The following is a 21245-nucleotide window of genomic DNA, read 5'->3' on the forward strand; positions in this document are numbered from 1 at the left end:
CGTTAGATCGCGGCCAAGCCGTCCGAGAGCTGGGGAGAAGCTTCGATGCCTGCCTGCACGATGTTGACCGGAGCCGGGGACGCATGCAAAACCTTTGCCACTTTGTGCTCGCGGGCCGCAGCAACAAAGGTCCGGAACAGCGTTTCCTCTTCCGGCAGCTGTTCAGGATGCCATTGCACACCCAGGCAGAAGCTCTGGCCTGGATGTTCAATCGCCTCAACAATCTGGTCCTCACTCCAGGCCGCAGCGATGAGCCCCTCCCCCAGCCTGTCAACAGCCTGGTGGTGGGAGACAGGGACGGTGACGGAGTCTTGGCCGAGCAGACGGTTCAGGAGGGAATCAGCTTTGACCTCCACCTGAATGCTATTGAACTTATGCCCGCCAAGCTGGTAAACGCCGTCGCCCACAACGTCAGGGAGGTGCTGATGGAGCGTCCCACCGAGAGCCACGTTCAGCAACTGCTCGCCCCTGCAGATGGTCAAGAGTGGAACATCTTGCCGGATCGCTTCAAGGATCAGTGCCAGTTCCCATTCGTCCCGGGCCCGTCGTGGGGAATCTGTCGCCGGGTGGGCTTCCTGGCCGTACCGTGCAGGGTCAACGTCCCATCCTCCGGGCACCAGGAGACCATCCAGGGTGCTCACCAATTGCTCCACCACTCCCGCGAGGACCGGCTGGGGAGGCAGCAGAACAGGAATGGCACCGGCAGCCAGGAGAGGAGCGAAATACGCTTCGGGCAGGAAGGCAGAACTTACGCGGCCGCAGCCATCGGTGCCAGCCTCCTCCAGATAGGTGGTCAGCCCAATTAACGGCCGAACGGTTGTTTCCGGTGCGCTCATTTCCCTGTCCTTCCACATGCATCCATAAGCAAGGCTACGAGCGGTTTGTTTATTCCATGTTTCGTAACCGTCACCATTGGGTATCAAATGGGCCGGAGAGCAGCAGCGGAAGGGGTCATTCCGTGAGGAAAGAGGGACAGGCCAGTCTAGGGATGAGGGACGTTCAGCGGAACAACGGTGAACCGCCGGTTAGCCAGGGAGGGCACCCGTTGCCGCACTGACTGGAGCCGTTCCGGCGCGACGTCTGCGAAGATCACCCCAGGCGCTTCCCCTGCATTAGCGAGGACCACCCCTGCTGGGTCCACGATCATGGAGTATCCGGTGCCCAACGGCGCCGTTTGGTTGGCCGCCACAACATAGGCCGTGTTTTCTATGGCGCGGGCTCGGATGAGGGTATTCCAGTGGTCTTCCTTCCCCGGGCCGGGAACCCACATGGCAGGGATCAGAAGTACGTTGGCTCCTGCATCAATGAGGCGGCGCGCACTCTCGGGAAAGCGGAGGTCGTAGCAGGTGAAGGCACCGAGCCGGAGATCCCCGAACGTCAAAAGGAAGGGATCACTGATATCCCCTGGCGCTATGCCCTCGCTCTCCCTGTAGCCAAAGGCGTCGTACAGGTGGATCTTCCGGTAGGTGCCCGCGATGTTGCCGTCAGCGTCCACAGCAACCAGCGTGTTGTACGGTAATCCGGCGGGGTTTGCCTCAATGGTTCCAACAACCACGGGCAGGGCCAGCTTCTTGGAAACGGCTGCAATGCCGCTGATGAAGGGACCTTCCAGTCCCTCAGCCACGGAGGCCAGAACGGCGGCAGATTCAGGAGAGCCGTAGAGGCTGAGCTCAGGTAGCAGGAGCAATTCAGCTCCCCCTGCCGCGGCCTGCTCCATTAGCCCGGTGATGGTCTCAAGGTTGGCGGCTGGATCCTTGCCCGCTGTGAACTGCCCGGCTGCTACACGCATTCTGTCTCCTTTTTCTCACCTCACATCGTCCCACCCTTGCAGTCAGGATGGGTACCGGCAAATTTCCGGAGATGAGTCCGGCTCTTACCAGCAAATGACTGCCAACAAGTGACTGGATTTTTCAATTTAAACTTGACGGGCCCAACCCGGCAGTTCAAGGTTAAGGGAAGAAATAAGCATGCTTAGTATAAAAATAACTGGCGTTGGTCCCCCTGGGATCGACCCCGGAGCCCCGGGGGGAGCTGCCGGAACCTGGTGTGTTGAGTACCTTCAACACTTGAGGTGAGGAAGTTTTCGATGTGCGGGATAGCTGGCGAACTGGCCTTCGGCGGGGTGAGGGCCGGCGTCGACCCAGTCAGAAAGATGGCGGCAGCGATGGAGTCCCGGGGGCCGGACGGTCAGGGAATCTGGCGTGAAGGTTGGGTGGCTTTGGGGCACCGCCGGCTCAGCATCATCGACCTCTCCGATGGCGGCGCCCAGCCCATGGTCGACGAGGACCTGGGGCTGGCCCTTGTGTTTAACGGCTGCATCTACAACCACCACGCACTGCGCCGCGAACTTGCGCCCTACTACCGCTTCAACTCCACCAGCGATACGGAGGTGATCCTCAAGGCATACCACCGCTGGGGGGAAGACTTCGTTCACCATCTTGTGGGGATGTTTGCGGTGGCCCTCGTGGACTCTAAGCGGAACCTGGTGGTCTTCGCGAGGGACCGCCTCGGCATCAAACCCTTGTATTTTGCCGAGGCTGGAGGCAGGATCCGGTTCGCATCGACCTTACCGGCGTTGGTTGCCGGCGGCGGCGTCGACACGTCAATTGACGAGGTGGCGCTCCATCACTATTTGAGCTGGCACTCCATAGTTCCGGCTCCGCGAACCATTCTGCGCGGCGTCAGCAAGCTGCCTCCCGCCACGGTAAGGATCATCAATGCAGACGGCGGCCACCGGGACCGGGTCTACTGGAAACCGGCGTATGTGCGGGACCCACAGCGGATCGATTGGACCGCGGAGGACTGGCAGGAAGCCCTGCATGCGTCGTTGCGCACCGCCGTCGAGCGCCGGCTGGTGGCCGACGTTCCGGTCGGAGTCCTCCTTTCCGGGGGTCTTGATTCGAGCCTCCTGGTGGCCCTGCTGGCGGAAGCGGGCCAGCCGGGACTCAGCACCTTCAGCATTGGTTTTGATGGGGCCGGAGAGGAATCCGGCGACGAGTTCATGTACTCAGACCTCATCGCCCGTGAATTCGGCACAGACCACCACCGGCTGCACATTCCCACAGCCGAATTTGCCCCCGCGATCGGGGATGCTCTGGATGCAATGTCCGAACCCATGGCCAGCCACGACGTCACTGCATTCTTCCTGCTCTCCAAGGTTGTGTCCGAGCACCTCAAGGTGGTCCAGTCCGGCCAGGGCGCGGACGAAGTTTTTGGCGGCTATGCTTACCACCAGCCGGCCCTGACAGTTGAACGGGACGCTGCCCTGGACACCTTCACCGCCGCGTTTGCGGATCGCAGGCATGCCCAGATGGCGGAAGTCCTTGAGCCGGAATGGTTCTGTGGTGCGGATGTCAGCCGTTGGAAGCTGCAGTCAGAACTAGCCCGCCCGGGAGCTGAAACAGCAGTGGACGCACTCCTCCGCCTGGACACGCACGTCCTGATGCCTGATGATCCCGTCAAGCGCGTGGACAACATGACTATGGCGTGGGGCCTCGAAGCCCGCGTACCGTTCCTGGATCAGGACCTCGTTGCGCTTGCGGCCTCCTGCCCGCCCGAATTCAAGGCCGGAGGCGAAGGCAAATGGGTGCTGAAGGAATTGAGCCGCAAGCTCCTGCCCCCAGCGGTCATCGACAGGCCCAAGGGTTATTTCCCGGTCCCGGCATTGCGCTATCTGGAGGAGCCGTTCATCACCATGGTGGAGGATGCGCTCCACGCTCCCGAGGCAAAGCAGCGGGGACTCTTCCGGTCCGACTACATTGAGTCGCTCCTGCGCAGCCCGAACGGCCAATACTCACCGGCGGGAAGCAATACCCTGTGGCAACTGGCAGTGCTGGAGATGTGGCTGCAGCAGCACAATGTCGGGTGAAGCTGCCACAAACTACATGTGGACGTGCAGGCGCCGTGCAGCCTCGGAGATGGATCCGCTCAGTGACGGGTATACCGTAAAGGTGCTGGCGACGTCGTCGACGTGCAGTTTCTGCTTGACCGCAATGGCGATGGGGAAAATCAGCTCCGACGCGTTGGGGCCCACAACCACTCCCCCGATCACCGTTCCCGAGCCCTTGCGGGCGATGATTTTTACGAACCCGTCCTTGTGGTTGCGCATCTTGGCGCGGGCGTTGCTTCTCAGCGAGAGTTTGATGACATCGCCCTGGTACTTGCCGGATTCCACTTCCTCTTCGCTAACGCCCACAGAGGCGATTTCCGGGGAAGTGAAGATGTTGGATGCTACCTGGTGCAGTTTGACCGGGGTCACGCTGTCGCCCAGGAAGTGCGCGATGGCGATCCGGCCTTGCATAGCGGCCACAGATGCCAGCGGCAGGACCCCGGTGCAGTCCCCGGCGGCGTAGATGTTGGGGGCCGAGGTGCGGGAGACGCCGTCCACCTTGATGTGCCCGCTCTCCGTAAGCGCCACACCTGCTTCCTCGAGGCCGACGCCGGCGGTGTTCGGGATGGACCCGACGCAAACCAGGCAATGGCTGCCGGTCACTTTGGAGCCGTCGCTGAGGGTGACCACGACGCCGTCGTCCGTACGTTCGACAGTCTCCGCCCTTGAACGGGACAGCACCCTGACTCCCCGGCGCTCAAAGACCTCTTCAAGGACCTGGGCGGCATCTGTATCGGATCCGGGAAGCACCCGGTCCCGGCTTGAGATCAGGGTCACATGTGAGCCCAGGCCGTTATAGGCGGACGCGAATTCAGCGCCAGTGACGCCGGATCCCACCACGATCAGTTCCTCCGGCAGTTCGTCCAGATTGTAGATCTGCGTCCAAGTCAGGATACGTACGCCGTCGGGCCGGGCTGTGGGGAGCTCGCGCGGGTGGGCGCCCACAGCAAGCAGGACGGCGTCCGCCTCAACTCTTTCGGTACCCTCCGCGGTGAGGACCTCGATGGTGTGGTTGTCCACCAGTTTCCCGGAGCCCATCAGGATGCGAACGCCCTGAAGTTCCAGGCCCTTCAGGATGTCGGCCGACTGCTGCCGGGCCAGGTTCAGGAGACGATCGTTGATGTGCTTGAGGTCCGCCCTCATGACTGGCACAAAATCCCCGCCGTCGACGTCGAACTTGACGCCCAGCTCCCCCGCCTCACCGACCCGGGTCATGAGGTCCGCCGTCGCGATCAGGGTCTTGGAAGGCACGACGTCGGTCAGTACAGCCGATCCGCCAAGGCCGGCCCGCTCGATGATGGTGACCTTCGCGCCCAGCGACGCGGCCACCATGGCGGCCTCATAGCCGCCGGGACCTCCACCCAGGATTGCGATACGGGGGGCGCTGAAATCAGGATGCGTAGTCACAATCATCCATTCTCGCCTATCCCTCCCTGCACAACCAATACCGGGCGCTTTCCGGCCCAAGCACCACGCGTGCTGGATAGCTAAGGGGACATGCGGCCGGTCAGAAGCGCGCGGGCAACATCGGGGCGTCCATTGCCCTCGGCAACAGCGGAAGGCACTTGAACCACTCACGGTGGGTTTCGGTCATCTCCTTGCGGGCCAGCAGGTCTGAGGGGCCCATGTTTGCCGGTTCTGTTTCGAGCACTTGCCGTTCGTGGTTTCCGCGAACTGTGGGCAGGTCAAGTTCCATGAGCCTGTCGGCTGTCAGGCCTGGCTGGACAGCTCCGGACAGCAAATCACCAAGGTTGACGATGCTGTCCACGCTGCGCTTTTCAATGTCGGTCAGCACTGCGTCAAGGGCCAGCAGGTTGCCATGGACATCGGAAATGACAGCGATTCGCATCTGCCCACCCTAATCGCTGTACTGTAATCGCTGCTGGAATCGCCCTACTGGGCAGGACGGCGGCGGCACGATAACTTGTACCAGTGAGTAATACAGACTTCCGGAACACTGATCCCCTTGAGGCTGATCCCTTTGACGCTGCGCGTCGCGCGGCCGAGTACATCGCCCAGGAGACAGACGTCGACCGTCACGATGTCGCCCTGGTGCTCGGCTCCGGCTGGGGAGGTGCAGCTGACCTGATCGGCCACACCACGGCCACCCTTTCGGCAGACGAAGTGCCCGGATTCTCGGCACCGGCCGTCGAAGGCCATGTAGGCACCATCCGTTCAGTGCTGACAAGGGACGGCAAACGCGCGCTGGTCCTTGGCGCCCGCACGCACTATTACGAGGGCAAAGGGGTCCGCGCCGTGGTCCACGGGGTGCGCACTGCTGCCGCCGCCGGTTGCAAGACGCTGGTGGTCACCAACGGCTGCGGCGGACTCAACGAAAACTGGGCTCCCGGCACTCCTGTGCTCATCAAAGATCACATAAACCTCACCGCCACGTCCCCGCTCGAAGGCGCAACGTTCGTGGACCTCACCGATCTCTACTCCTCGCGCATCCGTGCCCTGGCGCAGGAAGTGGATCCCTCGTTGGAGGAAGGTGTTTACGCGCAGTTCACCGGCCCGCACTATGAGACCCCGGCCGAAGTGCAGTATGCCAAGCGCATCGGTGCCGATCTGGTGGGCATGTCCACGGCCCTCGAAGCCATTGCCGCCCGGCACGCCGGGATGGAAGTCTTCGGCATCTCCCTTGTGACCAATCTCGCCGCAGGCATCAGCCCGGTGCCCTTGAGCCATGAAGAGGTCCTTGAGGCCGGCCACGCGGCAGGCGCCCGCATCTCCAAACTGCTGGCCGAAATCATCGCCAGGCTTTAAGCCCTGAAACCGTCAGTCCCCAACAACTGACCCAAACTGTGACCGTTCTCCCCCGCTTTCGAGGCAGGCTTCATGAACGTTTGGGGCTAGTTTGGATCCTATGACCTCTATCGATCCCGAACTGCCGCAGCTGTTGGACTCCGCCCGTGAATGGGCAGCGCAGGACCCGGATCCCGCTACCGCAGCAGCTCTCTCTGAGCTCATCCTGCGTGTTGCTGATGGCGTTCCCGCTGCCCGCCAGGAGCTGACGGACAGCTTCAACGGCACCCTCCAGTTCGGTACGGCCGGGCTTCGCGCCCCGCTGGGACCCGGGCCGAACCGCATGAACAGGGTAGTAGTCCGCCGTGCCGCTGCAGGTTTTGCCGCCTTCCTCACCGACGCCGTCTCCACAGCGGCCCCCGGAACCCGGCCCCGCGCCGTCGTCGGCTACGATGCCCGCTACAACTCGGACATCTTCGCTCAGGAGACGGCCGCGATCTTCGCGGCGTCAGGCATTGAAACTTTCCTTTTGCCGTCGGCCCTGCCGACGCCGTTGCTCGCCTTTGCTGTGCGGCACCTGGATTGCGACGGCGGCGTGATGGTCACGGCCAGCCACAACCCGCCCGAGGACAACGGGTACAAGGTGTACCTCGGCCGCCACGCGGTGGAGGAAAGCGGACGTGGAGCGCAGATCGTGACACCCTACGACGAGCGTATTGCTGCCAAGATCAACGAGGTTGGCTCCCTGGACTCGGTGCAGCTTGCCAATGAAGGCTGGAACATTCTGGATCCCTCAATCATCGCGGAGTACCAGTCAGCTGTTGCCGCGCTGGCTATGCCGGAGGCATTCCCTGCCCGCGAGCTGAAGATCGTCCTGACCCCTCTGCACGGTGTGGGCGGGGAGACCGCGGTGTCCGTCCTGAATGCTGCAGGTTTCAAAGATGTCACCCTCGTGCAGGAACAGGCGCACCCGGACCCCGACTTCCCCACTGTCAGCTTCCCGAATCCGGAAGAGCCGGGGGCACTGGACCTTGCCTTGGAGACGGCGCGACGGGTGGGTGCAGATATTGTGCTTGCCAACGATCCAGATGCTGACCGGGCTGCCGTGGCCGCCAAGGATCCTGATACCGGCGCCTGGCGCATGCTGCGGGGCGACGAGGTGGGGGCCCTTCTGGGCCACCACATTGTTACCAGGCTTGCCGGCCAGGCCATTGAAGGAGAGCAGAGCCAGGGTGTCCTGGCCAATTCAATTGTCTCGTCACGCCTACTCGCCCGAATCGCCAAGGCTGCAGGATATGCCCATGAGAAAACGCTGACAGGCTTCAAGTGGATCTCGCGGGTGCCGGGACTCCTTTACGGCTACGAGGAAGCGCTGGGTTATTGCGTTGCCCCTGAGCTGGTGCGGGACAAGGACGGGATTTCCGCGTCAGTGCTCATCGCGGAGCTCGCAGCCGCCGCGAAGGCTGAAGGGAAATCGATCTTCGACACCCTGGACGAGCTCTACCTGTTTCACGGGGTGCATGCCAGCGACCAGCTCAGCATCAGGGTGGCGGACCTCGGACTGCTCGGAGCCATGATGAACAGACTCCGTGTGACTCCCCCCGAATCATTCGGAGGATCCGCCGTTGAAACGTACACGGATCTCTCGGAGGGAAGCGAACACCTTCCCCCCACCGACGGCCTGCTGTACATCACCAAGGACCTGAGCCGCGTAATCATCAGGCCCAGCGGGACCGAACCCAAGCTGAAGTGCTACCTGGAAGTGATCCAAAGTGTGGGATCGGCGGCCGAACTTCCGGAGGCCCGCCAAGCAGCAAGAGCCTCGCTGGACAACGTGTTGCATGATGTCCGCGAGGCTCTGGGGCTGTAGCTGCTGGGGCTACAGCTGCTGGGGCTGTAGCTGCTGTTAGAGCTCGACTTCGATGTAGCCGTCTACAACCTTGGCGTTGAACGTGGGCAGGCTCAGCTCTGCATTGCCGAAGCATTCCCCGGTTTCGAGGTCATAGACCTCTTTGTGCAGTGGTGAGGCGATGGTGGGCCTGTCTCCGCGGGAACCGAAGATGCCGCGGGCCATAACGTGGGCTCCGGTGGCCGGATCCTCCTGGGAAACGGCGTAAACCTCGTCCGAAGCGGTGCGGAATACCGCGATCTGGCGTCCGGCAATCAATGCTGCTTCGCCCCAGGCGGGCTCAAGCTCTGCAATGGGGCACACCCGGTGCCAACCTGTCGCAGCTGCGGTGGTTTCTTCCTGAAGTTCAAGTACTGCCGTCATTTTTCGGGCCCCTCTCACGTTGCCTTCTGTCCAGCGGGAAGCGTCTGTGCTTTGTGGGTGCTGCTGAATGCTGCTTCCCGTGGAACCCGGACCGCCGACGCGGCCACATCATCAAAAGTAGGCGGCGGGTGTTTCATCGGCATGCAGTGAATGTGTCCGGCGCGTAAAAGAGACCTCACTTGCCGGGAAATCTGTTCGTGATGCAGAAGTTAAGTTCACGAAACAATTGGGAAACTGAAGCGAAACTGCCCTTGCCTAGTCTGGATGGACAAGCTGCAGAGCACCGTCTGCGGCCCATGCGAAAGGCCCACAGTGACCGGACAGACTTCAAGCACAGAGACACCACGCCGCGTCGTGGTCGCCGGCGGCGGCCCAGCGGCCCACCGTTTTGCGGACGCAATGCATGCCCGTGGCCTCGATGGCTGGCACGTTACTGTCCTCACCGAGGAAACCCACCTCCCTTACGACCGCGTGGCTCTCAGCAAGGCACTCACGGACAACGACTACGACCTCACCTTGGGTGAGGCGTCCATGTGGGACCACGGTTCGCTCGAGCTCAAGACCGGCGAGCGCGTCATTAAGATCAACACGGATGGCAAGTCCGTGGAAACCGCAGCCGGCAACAGCTACGAATACGACCACCTCGTCGTCGCCACGGGCTCGAACGCAGCCCGCCTGCCGATCCCTGGTGCCGAGCACACCCACGTCTACCGCACGCTCGAAGACGTCTGGGCCATCAACAAGGCTATTGCCGAGCTCACTGAAAAGCTGGGGCGCAAGGTCAAAGCGGTCACCATCGGCGGTGGCCTCCTGGGCCTTGAGTCGGCTGCCGGTACGGAGCAGCTGGGGGCCACCCCCATCGTCATCGACGGCGCAGCATGGCTGATGGCCACCCAGCTCGATGAGGGCGCCGGCCAAGCGATGGGCCGCCTCATCAAGGCCAAGGGCTTCGAAGTCCACAGCGGCGTGTTCCCCTCCGAGGTGTTGTCCGACGACGACGGCCAGGTCACCGGTGTTCTCATGGCTGACGGCCGCATCATCGACGCTGACCTTGTGATCGTCGCCATCGGCGTCCGCCCGCGCGATGAACTCTTCCGCGCCGCGGAAGGCGAAGAGCAGATCTTCTCGCTCGGCCAGCGCGGCGGTGTGGTTATCACCGACGGTTGTGAAACCGAGATTCCCGGCATCTGGGCCATCGGTGAAGTGGCCAACTTCGGCGGCATGTGCCTGGGCCTGGTAGCCCCGGCCAACACCATGGCTGAGATCGTCGCTGACCGCCTGCACGGTGGCGAGGCCACGTTCCCCGGCTTTGACACCGCCACCAAGCTGAAGTTGTCCGGCGTTGACGTCGCCAGCTTCGGTGACGCGTTCGCCAAGACTGAGCACGCCCTCGAAATCGTCTACGCCGACCCCGCCCGCGGCGTCTACCAGAAGATCGTTACTACCGATGACGCCAAGACCCTGCTGGGCGGTATCTTCGTCGGTGACGCTACTCCGTACACAAGCCTCCGCCCGCTCCTGGGCCGCGAACTCTCTGCGGAGCCCGGCGCGTACCTCACTGCCGCCGGCGGCGGAGAGGCGCCCGATACCGAACTGCCCGATGACGCCATCCTCTGTTCCTGCAACAACGTAACGGCCGGAACCATCCGCGACACCGTTAATGGCTGCGGCGCCTGCGAAGGCAACGCACCTGTCCAGGAACTCGGCGAGCTCAAGGGCTGCACGAGGGCCGGTACCAGCTGTGGTTCGTGTGTACCCATGCTGAAGAAGCTGCTCGAAGGCGAACTGACGAAGTCCGGCGTCGAGGTCTCGAAAGCCCTTTGCGAGCACATCGAACTGTCCCGCCAGGAGCTGTTCGACGCGATCCGCGTCCTGGAACTGACCTCCTTCGAAGACATCATGGCCAAGTACGGCAAGGGTGCCGGCTGCGACATCTGCAAGCCGACCATTGCCTCCATTCTGGCCAGCCAGCACAACGCCTATGTCCTCGACGCCGGCCGCGGCGCCCTGCAGGACACCAACGACCGTGCCCTCGCGAATATGCAGAAGGACGGCACGTACTCGGTTGTTCCCCGCATCGCCGGCGGTGAAATCACCCCCAAGAAGCTCGGTGTCATTGCCGCCGTCGCCGAAAAGTACAACCTGTACACGAAGATCACCGGCGGCCAACGGATCGACATGTTCGGTGCGAGGCTGGAGCAGCTTCCGGAAATCTGGAAGGAACTGGTGGACGCCGGGTTCGAATCCGGCCAGGCCTACGGTAAGAGCCTGCGCACAGTGAAGTCCTGCGTCGGGTCCACCTGGTGCCGCTTCGGCGTCCAGGATTCGGTGGCCATGGCCATCCAGCTGGAACTGCGCTACCGCGGCCTCCGCAGCCCGCACAAGCTCAAGATGGGCGTTTCCGGCTGTGCCCGTGAATGCGCCGAGGCCCGCGGCAAGGACGTCGGTGTCATTGCGACGGCGGACGGCTGGAACCTCTACGTCGGCGGCAACGGCGGTGCCACCCCGGCCCACGCCCAGCTGCTGGCCAAGGACCTGGACGACGAAACCCTGCTGAAGTACATCGACCGTTACTTCATGTACTACATCCGCACCGCCGACCGCCTGCAGCGCACCGCACGCTGGCAGGAAGAGCTCGACGGCGGCATCAAGCACGTCGAGGACGTGGTGGTGAAGGACACCCTGGGCATCGCCGAAGAGCTCGAGGCGGCCATGGCCAAGCACGTGGACACGTACGTGGACGAATGGGCTGACACCCTGAAGGATCCCGAGCGCCTGCGCCGGTTCCGCTCCTTCGTCAACGCCCCCGATCAGAAGGATGACTCCATCACCTTCGTACCGGACGAGCGCGGCCAGATGCGCCCGGCCACCGCTGAAGAAAAAGGGAAAGTGCTCATTGGAGCTTCCATCCCTGTCCGGTCAGCCAACGAATCCGTCACTGAAAGCAAGGTGTAACCCATGCAGCTCAGCATCGATGTCAATGGCCGCGAAGTTCTCATCACGGGCTCCGACCATGCAGCCCGCCAGGCGGTCCGCCGCTATGAGGCTGCCGGGGCAGTGATTTCCAGGCTGAGCACTCCCCACGGTGCACGCCATGACGGTCCCCTCCCTGAGCGGCCGTTCCTGGTCGCAGCGGTGGACGACGGCCAGCCAGGCTGGGATGGGCTCCTGGAGCGGTGCCGTGAAAACGGGATCCCGGTCACCACTGAGCCCTCGGCCGGTGCCAACGGGCACGTCACACTGGTGGGCGGCGGACCAGGCACTGCCGAGCTGCTCACTGTTGCCGCTATCAAAGCGCTCCGGGACGCTGACGTCGTCTTCTACGACAGGTTGGCGCCGTATCAGGAACTGCCGTCGCTGACTTCGGCCGAGCTGGTGGACGTGGGCAAACGCCCCGGCCACCACCCGGTCAGCCAGTCCGGCATTGAGAAGCTTATGGTCGAGGCCGCCCTGGACGGCAAGAACGTAGTCAGGCTCAAGGGCGGTGACCCTTACGTCTTTGGCCGTGGAGGCGAGGAAGTAGCGGCCTGCGTGGCAGCCGGTGTTCCCGTCCGCGTGGTCTCCGGCGTTACCAGCGCCATCTCTGTCCCGGCGGCTGCGGGCATCCCCGTAACCCACCGTGAAGTGAGCCACATGTTCACCGTGGTTTCCGGTCACGCACCCCTCACGGAGAAGGAGCACATGCACCTTGCCGGCCTCGGTGGCACCATCGTGGTGCTGATGGGAATCGGAACACTGCATCAACTCGCCGCCGGCCTCCGAAAGGCGGGAATGAGCCCGGAGATGCCCATGGCGGTTATCGAACGCGGTTACCGGCCCGGCCAGCGGACCACCATTGCCCAACTCGGAACCATCGTGTCAGCGGCTGCAGAGTGCACCAACCCCGCTGTTCTGGTGATCGGCGAGGTGGTTCGCGTGGGGGAAGCCAACCGGGGGCATGCCGAAGCGTCAGCTGATCTTGACCGCCTTGCGGCATCGCTGCTGGGATCGTGACAGACCCCATGAGTGCTGTAGATACGGTTGCCCCCTTTCCGAACCCTGCGCTTGCCTCCGCCGGCGCCCAGGAACTTCCCTCCGCAGAGGGGGGCGAGTTGCCCCTGGAAGGTTTCCGGATCGGCGTGACCTCCCACCGGAGGTCGCAGGACCTGATCGAGGCCCTGGAACGGCGCGGTGCTGAGGTGCTGCACGCTCCGGCTTTGAAGATTGCCCCCGTCCAGGAGGATTTCCGCCTCATTGACGACACGCGGGCCGTCATCGCCGCCAAGCCTGATCTTTGTATCGCGACGACGGCCTACGGCATGCGCCGCTGGTGCGAAGCCGCTGATTCGTTCGGCATCGGCGACGAACTCCTGGAGACGCTCGCTGCCTGCCGGATGTTCGTCCGCGGGCCCAAGGCGCGCGGCGCTGTCCGGGCGGCCGGCCTTGCCGACGTCGGAATCAGCAGCGATGAAACCACGGCGACCCTGGTGGACATGCTGCTGGCCGAAGGTGTCCGAGGGAAAACCGTCGCCGTCCAGCTGCACGGCTACACGGACGTCCGCCAGCTTGAGCGGCTCCGGATGTCCGGTGCCACCGTCCTCACCGTGACGCCGTACCGCTGGGTCAAGCCTGAGGGTGAGGACAAGCTCCCGCGGCTGATTGAGGCTGCCTGCAGCGGAAACCTCGATGTCCTGACGTTTACCAGCGCCCCCGCAGTGGACGCATTGTGGAGCACTGCCCATGAAATGGGCCTGTACAAGCAACTGATCGAGGCCCTGAAGACCACCGTGACCACCGCCGTCGTCGGACCGGTGACGGCTCAGCCGCTTATCGGCGCCGGACTCTCACCGCTGGTTCCGGAGCGGTTCCGCATGGGTGCCCTGATACGCCTGGTGGTTGAACATCTCGCGTTGAACCATGTCCGCAGGCTGGATACACGCTCCGGCAACGTGGAATTGCGTGGCCGTTCCCTGCGGATCAACGGCGAGCAGGTGGAGATGGCTCCGGCACCGCTCCTGCTGCTCCGCGCCCTGCTCGGCGCGGGCGGGGCGGTCCTGTCCAGGGATTCGTTGTCCGAGCTCCTTGAACTCCGTGGCTCGGTGCACGCGCTGGACATGACGGTCAGCCGGTTGAGGTCGTCCCTGCCCGATGGACGCCTCGTGGAAACCGTGGTCAAGCGCGGCTACCGGATCCGCGTCTAGCCCCCCAGGATCCGCGTCTAGCTCCCCAGCTTCCGGCCCGTGGCACAGCGTCGTGTTACCGGCCGGTAAACAACCCAGTACAACTCGTAGTGCTTTCTCCAGGCAGCGGGACGTTTCGGCAACCGCGGGGAAACACGGGCGAAAAATGGACGGTCTAGCCTAGGTTCCATCACGAACCTTGCGGCCACACCAGGGCCGCACCATGAAAGGGCCTGCACATGTCCGCTCCGGCATCCTCACTCTCCCCCATAACTTCTTCACCCGCTGACGCCCCCTCGGCCGCGCCCGCCTCAGGTACCCCTGCCCCCAGAATTGTCATCGCAGGAGCGGGTCCGGCCGCCCAGGCACTGGTGGCCCAGCTCGCCCGTCAGCGCTTCGCCGGAAGCATCACAGTACTCAGCAACCGGGACGACGCTCCGCACGAGCTGCTTCAGCTCGCCGTCCTGCCCCGGGTATCGGTACGCTTCGGCCAGCCTGCCAGTTACATTGACCCGGTCCAGCGTTTCGTGACAACGGCTGACGGCATGGAATTCAGTTACGACCAACTGGTCATAGCCACTGGATCAGCCCCCGTTCACTCCCCCGTTGACGGCTCCGCACGCTGCCTCAGCTACTCCACCATTGACGACGCCGGCCGGATCGGCGAAGCGGTCAAGGAAGTAACCAGGGTGCTGGGCCGGCGCCCCTTGGGAATTCTTGTGGGCACTGGTGCTGCTGCTGGCCAGGCCGAGGCAGTCCTCAGGGCGCGGGGTGTCCGGCCCATACGCACAACCCTCCGGCCGGCGTCTGTGGTGCCCACCATTGCAGGCTCCGTCCTACCCGCCGCCGGCATCGTCTTCGAAGACGGCAGCACCATGCAGGGCGACCTCGTGGTGCTGGCGGAAGAGCGCGTTGCGCGAAGCGCGCTTGCCGCCAGCGCCGGGCTGCTCACCACAGCCGACGGCGGAATTGTGATCGACAGGGAGTTCCGCACCTCAGCCCCTGGCATTTGGGCTATCGGCGACGCTGCTTCGTTCGACGGCGTCCGTCTGGGCCTGCTGGTGGCCGCCGATCCCGCCGCGGATGTCTGTGCAACGCAACTGCTCCACGCGGCCTCGGCGGGGTCAGTTTCCGCAGCCGCTTGACAAGTCCCGGTTCCCTGCCCGGACACGTGGCAAGATGGTCACCTGAAACACCCACTGGGAAAGGACCATCATGAGCAACCAAGCCGCTGCGGCAGGCGCCGCCGCAGGGACTGCCGCAGGAGCACCCGCCGCCGGAGGAGCCTCCGCCCCCGGAACAGGCAGGGACATCGCCTCCTACATCGACCACACGCTCCTCAAGCCTGAAGCCAGTGAAGCAGAAATCCTCAAAGTTTGTTCCGAGGCCGCCGAATACCGCTTTAAGTCCGTGTGCGTCAACCCGGTCTGGGTCAAGACTGTGAAAACTGCCCTCAAGGGATCGGACGTGCTGACCTGTTCAGTGGTTGGTTTCCCGTTGGGTGCGACGCCCAGTGACGTCAAGGCGTTCGAGGCCCGTGGCGCCGTCCTGGACGGTGCCGACGAGATCGACATGGTGGTCAACACCGCTGCCGCCAGGGCTGGGGACAAGGGCACGCTGGTAGATGACATAACCGCCGTCGCCGAAGTGGTGCACGCCGGCGGGGCCATCCTGAAGGTGATCATCGAAACCGCGCTCCTGAACGACGAGCAGAAAGTCATTGCCTGCGAGGCTGCGGTGGAAGCCGGAGCAGACTTCGTCAAAACGTCCACGGGGTTCAACGGGGGTGGGGCAACCCCGGAAGATATAGCCCTCATGCGGCGGACGGTGGGCCCGGACCTGGGTGTCAAGGCCTCCGGCGGCGTGCGCTCGCTTGCTGATGCGCAGGCTATGATTGCTGCAGGTGCAACACGTATTGGCGCCAGCTCCGGAATTGCAATCGTTAAGGGTGAACAGGGTTCATCCGCGTACTGATGCATCCGGCTGCCGCCAGAGTTTTTCGGATGATGTTTTGAGCCCTTCGGGGCCGTATGTTTTGATGTTTGGAGCCCTTCGGGGCCGGGAGGAATGAATGTCCAAGATCGTTGATAGCCCCAAGACCCCTCAGAACGAGAACAGCCTAGTCGGCAGCGTCGTCGTCTTCGTGATCATGATGGCCCTGTTCCTGGGTTCCATCTACTCATTGTCCTACCTGACTCTCGGCAACCCTTGGCCGATGGCTGTCTGCCTGGGCCTTTTCGCTGCCTCCTTCTGGATCCCGCAGACCATCCTCGGCCGCTCCGATTCGGCCGGCGAGCACTAAGAAGCATTTCACGATTTCTCGCTGACGCCCCGGATATCCCGGGGCGTCAGCCGTTTAACCGGAGTCCAGCAAGGTGCTCATGAACCTGCTCCCGAAGGCCAGGGCGGCAGGAAAGTGCACATTTCCCAGCGCCCAGGCGGCCATGCACATGCCCACCATGCCATAGGCGCTCACGGGAATCAGGACCAGCCATTCACGTCGGGAACCGGCACGGCCCAGCAGCGGGATGGAAAACGCGCCATTGGCTTTCCAGACGTCCTTCAGCAAAGGCAGCTTCCGCAGGAATTTCGGCGGCTTGATCACAATCGGCCAAAGAAGCGGGACGCCTCCGGTGGTGATCATGTCCCCGACTATGTGGACCACCACTCCGGTCAGCATGGACACCGGCAGCCAGGTCCATTGGTCAGGTGCGAACCAGGTCACGAGGCCAGCCATCGTGAGGGCAAACAGCCAGTTGGTGATCCAGCCCGATTTCGGGAACAGCTTGAGGGCCTTGGCTGCGATGTTGATAAGGAACATGCACAGAAGCCCTGCCCCAACGGACAGGATCCCCCAGTCCGTGTGCAGCTGGATCTGTCCGGCCATCATGGCCAGCACCACGAAGAAGGCCCCGCCCAACAGGGAGTGCGTTCCCTGCCGGTGCCCACCGCTCGCGTTCTCTATTCCGACGGCGATCATGTTCGACAACGGAGGCAGCGACTGGGCCACTGTGCTGTGGCGGTGGTCCCAGTCGAGCACCAAGGCGGTTCCCGCCGTTGCCATCCCGCCGATCAAGATTCCGGTGGCGTCCAGCGGATACCAGCCCAAGGTGTAGGGACCGGTGGAAGCAATGGCTACCCACGCCGCGGCTCCCGACGCGGCATGGTGTCCTCCCATCACGGCTCAGCCCGCGGTCAGTTGGGCTGCTGGAGCGTCAGAGAAGATATTGCGGATGACGCCGTTGGCCCATTCGAGAATTTCGGCGTCCTGCAGGTCCCGTCCACCAATTTTCGCGGTCTTCGGCTTGGGAATCAGAACGGCGTCCAGCGCCGGCTTCGACTGGGCTCCCGGATACATGCGGTTCAGGCGCATGGTCTTGGACTCGGGCAGCTGCGCCGGCGAGAAGCGGATGAAGTTGCCCTGCAGCGCGACGTCAGACAGTCCGGCTTCGCGGGCCCCTACCCGGAAGCGGGCGACGGCGATAAGGTTCTGCGCGGGCAGCGGCGGCTCGCCGTAGCGGTCCACAAGCTCGGCCAGGACTTCGTCAATGGCTTCGTAGCTGACGGCAGCGGCCAGCTTGCGGTACGCCTCCAGCCGGAGGCGTTCACCGGGAACGTAATCGTGCGGCAGGTGCGCGTTCACGGGCAGCTCGATCTTCATCTCGGCCGCCTTTTCTTCAGCATCCCCGCGGTAATCTGCCACGGCCTCGCCCACCAGGCGGATGTAGAGATCGAACCCGACGCCCTGGATGTGGCCGGACTGTTCCCCGCCCAGCAGGTTTCCAGCCCCGCGGATTTCGAGGTCCTTCATAGCCAGCTGCATGCCGGCGCCCAGCTCGTTGTGGGTGGCTACGGCCTTAAGGCGCTCCAAGGCCACCTCCCCCAAGGGCTTTTCAGCCGGGTACAGGAAGTAGGCATAGGCTCGTTCACGGCCCCGGCCCACACGGCCTCGCAGCTGGTGCAGCTGAGAGAGCCCGTACTTGTCGGCGCCGTCGACGATCAAGGTGTTGGCATTGGAGATATCGAGGCCCGTTTCGATGATCGTGGTGCAGACCAGGACGTCAAAGCGCTTCTCCCAGAAGTCGACGATGATCTGCTCCAGCCGGCTCTCGGACATCTGCCCGTGGGCCACTTCCACCCGCGCTTCGGGTACAAGTTCCCGGATCTTGGCGGCCGTCCGTTCAATGGTGGAAACCCGGTTGTGGACAAAGAAGACCTGGCCTTCGCGCATGAGCTCACGCCGGATTGCGGCAGAGCTCTGCTTGTCCGTGTACGGGCCCACGTACGTCAGCACGGGATGGCGTTCTTCGGGTGGCGTGGCCAGGGTGGATGTTTCCCGGATCCCGGTCAGCGACATCTCCAGCGTTCGCGGAATGGGAGTGGCGCTCATGGCCAGCACGTCCACATTGGTGCGCATCTTCTTGAGCGCCTCCTTGTGTTCCACGCCGAAACGCTGTTCCTCGTCCACGATCACCAGGCCGAGGTCCTTGAACTCAAAGTCCTTGGAGAGCAGGCGGTGGGTGCCGATCACGACGTCGACAGCGCCGCTCTTGACACCCTCAACCGTCTCTTTGGTCTCCTTCGTCCCTTGGAAGCGGGACAAAGGCTTGACCCGGAGCGGGAAGCCGGAGAACCGCTCGGTGAAAGTCTCATAATGCTGCTGCGCCAGGAGCGTGGTGGGCACCAGCACCGCCACTTGCTTGCCATCCTGCACCGCCTTGAAGGCTGCACGGACGGCGATCTCCGTCTTGCCGTAGCCCACGTCTCCCGAGACGAGCCGGTCCATGGGAATTTCGCGCTCCATGTCCGCCTTGACCTCGTTGATGGTGGTCAGCTGGTCGGGGGTCTCAACGTAAGGGAAAGCTTCCTCCAGCTCACGCTGCCACGGGGTATCCGGGCTGAAGGAGAAGCCGCGGGATGCCATACGCGCTGAGTAGAGCCGAATAAGCTCACCGGCAATCTCCTTGACGGCCTTGCGCGCTTTGGACTTGGTGCTGGCCCAGTCCGAACCGCCCATCTTGCTGAGTACCGGAGTGTCCCCGCCGACGTAGCGGGTCACCTGGTCCAGCTGGTCGGTGGGGACAAACAGTCGGTCCCCCGGGGCTCTGCGCTTGGACGGAGCGTATTCCAGAACGAGATATTCGCGCATGCCGTCTCCGCCGCCGGAGACCTTCCGCTGGATGAGCTCCACGAATCGTCCGATACCGTGTTGCTCGTGCACCACGTGGTCGCCGGCGAGGAGTTGCAGGGGGTCCACAGCGTTCCGCCGTTTGGAGGGCATGCGCCGCATGTCCTTTGTGGAACCCGCGGAGGTCCGCCCCAACAGATCCGCCTCGGTGAGCAGGCTGAGCTTGAGGCCCTCCAGCACAAAACCGCGCCCGACGGCGGCAGTTGTTATCTCGATGATGCCCGGCTGCGGTTCCTTGTCCAGCAAGTCCACTCGGGCGCAGGGAATGTTGTTGTCATGGAAAAGCTCCGCCAGCCGCTGGGCAGGACCAGGGCCCTCAGTGACTACAACAATGCGCCATTGGTCCCGGACGTGGGATCCAATGAAGTCCATCATCTCGGCCACATCGCCCTGGTAGCCGCGAGGTTCACGGGCGTGCAGATTAAGGACGTCAATGTCCGGCACTATTTCCTCATCGGTGGCAAGGGAGGTGATGGACCACCAAGACACATCGTGAGCCAAAGCTGCAGTCCTGGTGTCCGTAAGGGAGCGGAAACTGGCTGAGTGGAGCGCTGCGGAGGCCGCAGAGCTCAAATCCAAAGGTGCCGTCCCGCCGTCGGACGCCGTGGACCACGCCGCTTCAAGGAACTCCTCGTTTGTGGCGGCCAGATCGTGGGCTCGTGTGCGTACTTTTTCCGGTTCAATCACCACGGAGATCGAGCCGGACGGAAGCTGATCGACGAACGGCACCATCGAATCCACCAGCACCGGCGCCAAAGACTCCATACCTTCGACCGCGATCCCGCCCGCGATCTTCTCCAGCATGTCTGCGGCTGCCGGCATCTGCGCCTTGAGCGTTGCCGCGCGGGACATAACCGATGGCGTGATCAGGATTTCCCGGCATGGCGGGGCATGAAGCTCCGTGGGATGGTGCACGCCGGGGGCGGACAGTGAGCGCTGGTCGGCGACGGCGAACCAGCGCATCTGGTCCACTTCGTCGCCAAAGAACTCCACGCGGATGGGGTGGTCTTCAGTCGGCGGAAATACATCCAGGATGCCGCCGCGGACGGCGAACTCCCCACGGTGGGTCACCATATCAACGCGGGCATATGCGGCATCGGCGAGGCTTCGCACGACATCGGTGAAGGAGCGCTCCTGGCCAACCTCCAAGGTAACGGGGGTCAGTTCGCCCAGTCCTGCCACGATGGGCTGAACAACCGCACGGACCGGTGCCACCACTACGCGCAAGGGGCCGGTGGGCGAGGTTTCCGGGTGTGCCAACCGGCGAAGAACGGACAGGCGCCGGCCCACCGTGTCGGAGCGGGGGGACAGCCTTTCATGGGGCAGCGTCTCCCAACTGGGGAACTCTGTCACCGAGTCCGCGGGCAAATATGCCCTCAGCGCCTCGGTCAGGTCCTCTGCCTCGCGTCCGGTGGCGGTCACTGCAAGTACTATCGCTGCGTTTCCATTGGCATCTTGCCTTGCCAGGCCGTCGGCCATTTCAGCCAGCAGGGCAGCCCTGAGTCCTGATGGGGCGCTGATCTGGTAGTCCTCGCTGCGGTCGTCAAAGCTCCTGGCCGCCTCCGCCTGGACCCTGGCGAAGGTTCTGTCTTCGGCGAGGACGCGGCGCAGACCGGTGAGGGATGGGCCGTTGAGGCTCATGACTGAAGCTCCTGGAGTGTTCATGGGATGCAGGCAACACGAAAACCCGAAATTCATGAGAATCCCGGGTGTTCCCAGCCTACCCCTGCCACAGGAGCATAGGCACCCGGGTTGTATTGCGACGCTGAGTGATTTCGCCCCCAGCAGTCATGCCCGTCCGCCAATCCCATTTCTGGCATCGCCGGCTCCAGCCCCAAATGGCTGGCCGTCCTACCGTTCCCTAGCCGGATTTTTACCGCAATGTCACGGAACATTACGGCAGCAGCTCAAGCACATACCGATGCGGAGGAGCGCCCGCAAACACCGTAGGATGTGGAGGGCAAAAAGCGATGACCACCCCCTTTCCTGACA

The 21245-nt window shown here is 63.3% G+C and carries 16 protein-coding genes; 9 read left to right on the forward strand and 7 right to left on the reverse strand.

Annotated elements, in window-relative coordinates; all coding sequences use genetic code 11:
• Window positions 1–2 precede the first annotated feature (2 nt).
• Entirely contained in the window at window positions 3–836 is an 834-nt protein-coding gene (locus tag M1E05_RS15210) for a gamma-glutamyl-gamma-aminobutyrate hydrolase family protein (protein WP_461163428.1), read from the reverse strand.
• A 146-nt stretch (window positions 837–982) separates the two neighbouring features.
• Window positions 983–1789 (reverse strand): carbon-nitrogen hydrolase family protein, encoded by an 807-nt coding sequence (locus tag M1E05_RS15215; protein ID WP_461163429.1) that lies wholly within the window; start codon window positions 1787–1789, stop codon window positions 983–985.
• 297 nt (window positions 1790–2086) lie between these two features.
• Here M1E05_RS15215 and M1E05_RS15220 point away from each other — a divergent pair, with 297 nt between their 5' ends.
• Window positions 2087–3868: an N-acetylglutaminylglutamine amidotransferase gene (locus tag M1E05_RS15220; RefSeq protein ID WP_461163430.1), complete on the forward strand. Its 1782-nt coding sequence runs from the start codon at window positions 2087–2089 to the stop codon at window positions 3866–3868.
• Between the two features lie 12 nt (window positions 3869–3880).
• Here the strand turns inward: M1E05_RS15220 and M1E05_RS15225 are convergent, their stop codons facing one another.
• Together M1E05_RS15225 and M1E05_RS15230 are read right to left on the reverse strand one after the other, a co-directional pair.
• Window positions 3881–5296, reverse strand: a complete 1416-nt coding sequence (locus tag M1E05_RS15225) for an NAD(P)H-quinone dehydrogenase (RefSeq protein WP_461163431.1) — start codon at window positions 5294–5296, stop codon at window positions 3881–3883.
• A 100-nt stretch (window positions 5297–5396) separates the two neighbouring features.
• Window positions 5397–5738, reverse strand: a complete 342-nt coding sequence (locus M1E05_RS15230) for a metallophosphoesterase family protein (RefSeq protein WP_461163432.1) — start codon at window positions 5736–5738, stop codon at window positions 5397–5399.
• Between the two features lie 83 nt (window positions 5739–5821).
• Between M1E05_RS15230 and M1E05_RS15235 the strand changes: the two genes are divergently transcribed.
• Window positions 5822–6655, forward strand: coding sequence for a purine-nucleoside phosphorylase (locus M1E05_RS15235; RefSeq protein WP_458113700.1), 834 nt, complete (start codon window positions 5822–5824; stop codon window positions 6653–6655).
• 100 nt (window positions 6656–6755) lie between these two features.
• On the forward strand, window positions 6756–8504 hold the full coding sequence (locus M1E05_RS15240; RefSeq protein WP_461163433.1) for a phospho-sugar mutase: 1749 nt from the start codon (window positions 6756–6758) through the stop codon (window positions 8502–8504).
• Between the two features lie 36 nt (window positions 8505–8540).
• On the opposite strand, the gene nirD is transcribed toward M1E05_RS15240, so the two are convergent.
• A complete protein-coding gene (gene nirD, locus M1E05_RS15245) occupies window positions 8541–8906 on the reverse strand; it encodes a nitrite reductase small subunit NirD (RefSeq protein ID WP_458113698.1) in 366 nt (121 codons plus the stop codon).
• Between the two features lie 312 nt (window positions 8907–9218).
• On the opposite strand from nirD, the gene nirB reads away from it, so the two are divergent.
• The 6 genes from nirB (at window position 9219) to M1E05_RS15275 (ending at window position 16367) form a co-directional block, all read left to right on the forward strand.
• The gene (nirB, locus tag M1E05_RS15250; protein WP_458113697.1) at window positions 9219–11861 is read left to right on the forward strand and encodes a nitrite reductase large subunit NirB; all 2643 of its coding nucleotides are present in this window, start codon (window positions 9219–9221) and stop codon (window positions 11859–11861) included.
• A 3-nt stretch (window positions 11862–11864) separates the two neighbouring features.
• A complete protein-coding gene (cobA, locus tag M1E05_RS15255; protein WP_461163434.1) occupies window positions 11865–12899 on the forward strand; it encodes a uroporphyrinogen-III C-methyltransferase in 1035 nt (344 codons plus the stop codon).
• A gap of 8 nt (window positions 12900–12907) precedes the next feature.
• Entirely contained in the window at window positions 12908–14086 is a 1179-nt protein-coding gene (locus M1E05_RS15260) for a uroporphyrinogen-III synthase (RefSeq protein WP_461163435.1), read from the forward strand.
• Between the two features lie 218 nt (window positions 14087–14304).
• Complete coding sequence (locus M1E05_RS15265; protein WP_461163436.1) at window positions 14305–15210, forward strand: FAD-dependent oxidoreductase; 906 nt, start codon at window positions 14305–14307, stop codon at window positions 15208–15210.
• Between the two features lie 70 nt (window positions 15211–15280).
• Window positions 15281–16039 carry a deoxyribose-phosphate aldolase gene (deoC, locus tag M1E05_RS15270; protein ID WP_461163437.1) on the forward strand — a complete coding sequence of 253 codons (759 nt, stop codon included), beginning with the start codon at window positions 15281–15283 and terminating at the stop codon, window positions 16037–16039.
• A 97-nt stretch (window positions 16040–16136) separates the two neighbouring features.
• Window positions 16137–16367, forward strand: a complete 231-nt coding sequence (locus M1E05_RS15275) for a hypothetical protein (RefSeq protein WP_458113692.1) — start codon at window positions 16137–16139, stop codon at window positions 16365–16367.
• A 54-nt stretch (window positions 16368–16421) separates the two neighbouring features.
• Here the strand turns inward: M1E05_RS15275 and M1E05_RS15280 are convergent, their stop codons facing one another.
• Together M1E05_RS15280 and mfd are read right to left on the reverse strand one after the other, a co-directional pair.
• Window positions 16422–17243 (reverse strand): metal-dependent hydrolase, encoded by an 822-nt coding sequence (locus M1E05_RS15280; protein WP_461165262.1) that lies wholly within the window; start codon window positions 17241–17243, stop codon window positions 16422–16424.
• A 6-nt stretch (window positions 17244–17249) separates the two neighbouring features.
• Window positions 17250–20894 (reverse strand): transcription-repair coupling factor, encoded by a 3645-nt coding sequence (gene mfd / locus M1E05_RS15285; RefSeq protein WP_461163438.1) that lies wholly within the window; start codon window positions 20892–20894, stop codon window positions 17250–17252.
• Window positions 20895–21245: the final 351 nt, after the last annotated feature.

It is taken from the genome of Arthrobacter sp. R4-81, assembly GCF_054792365.1.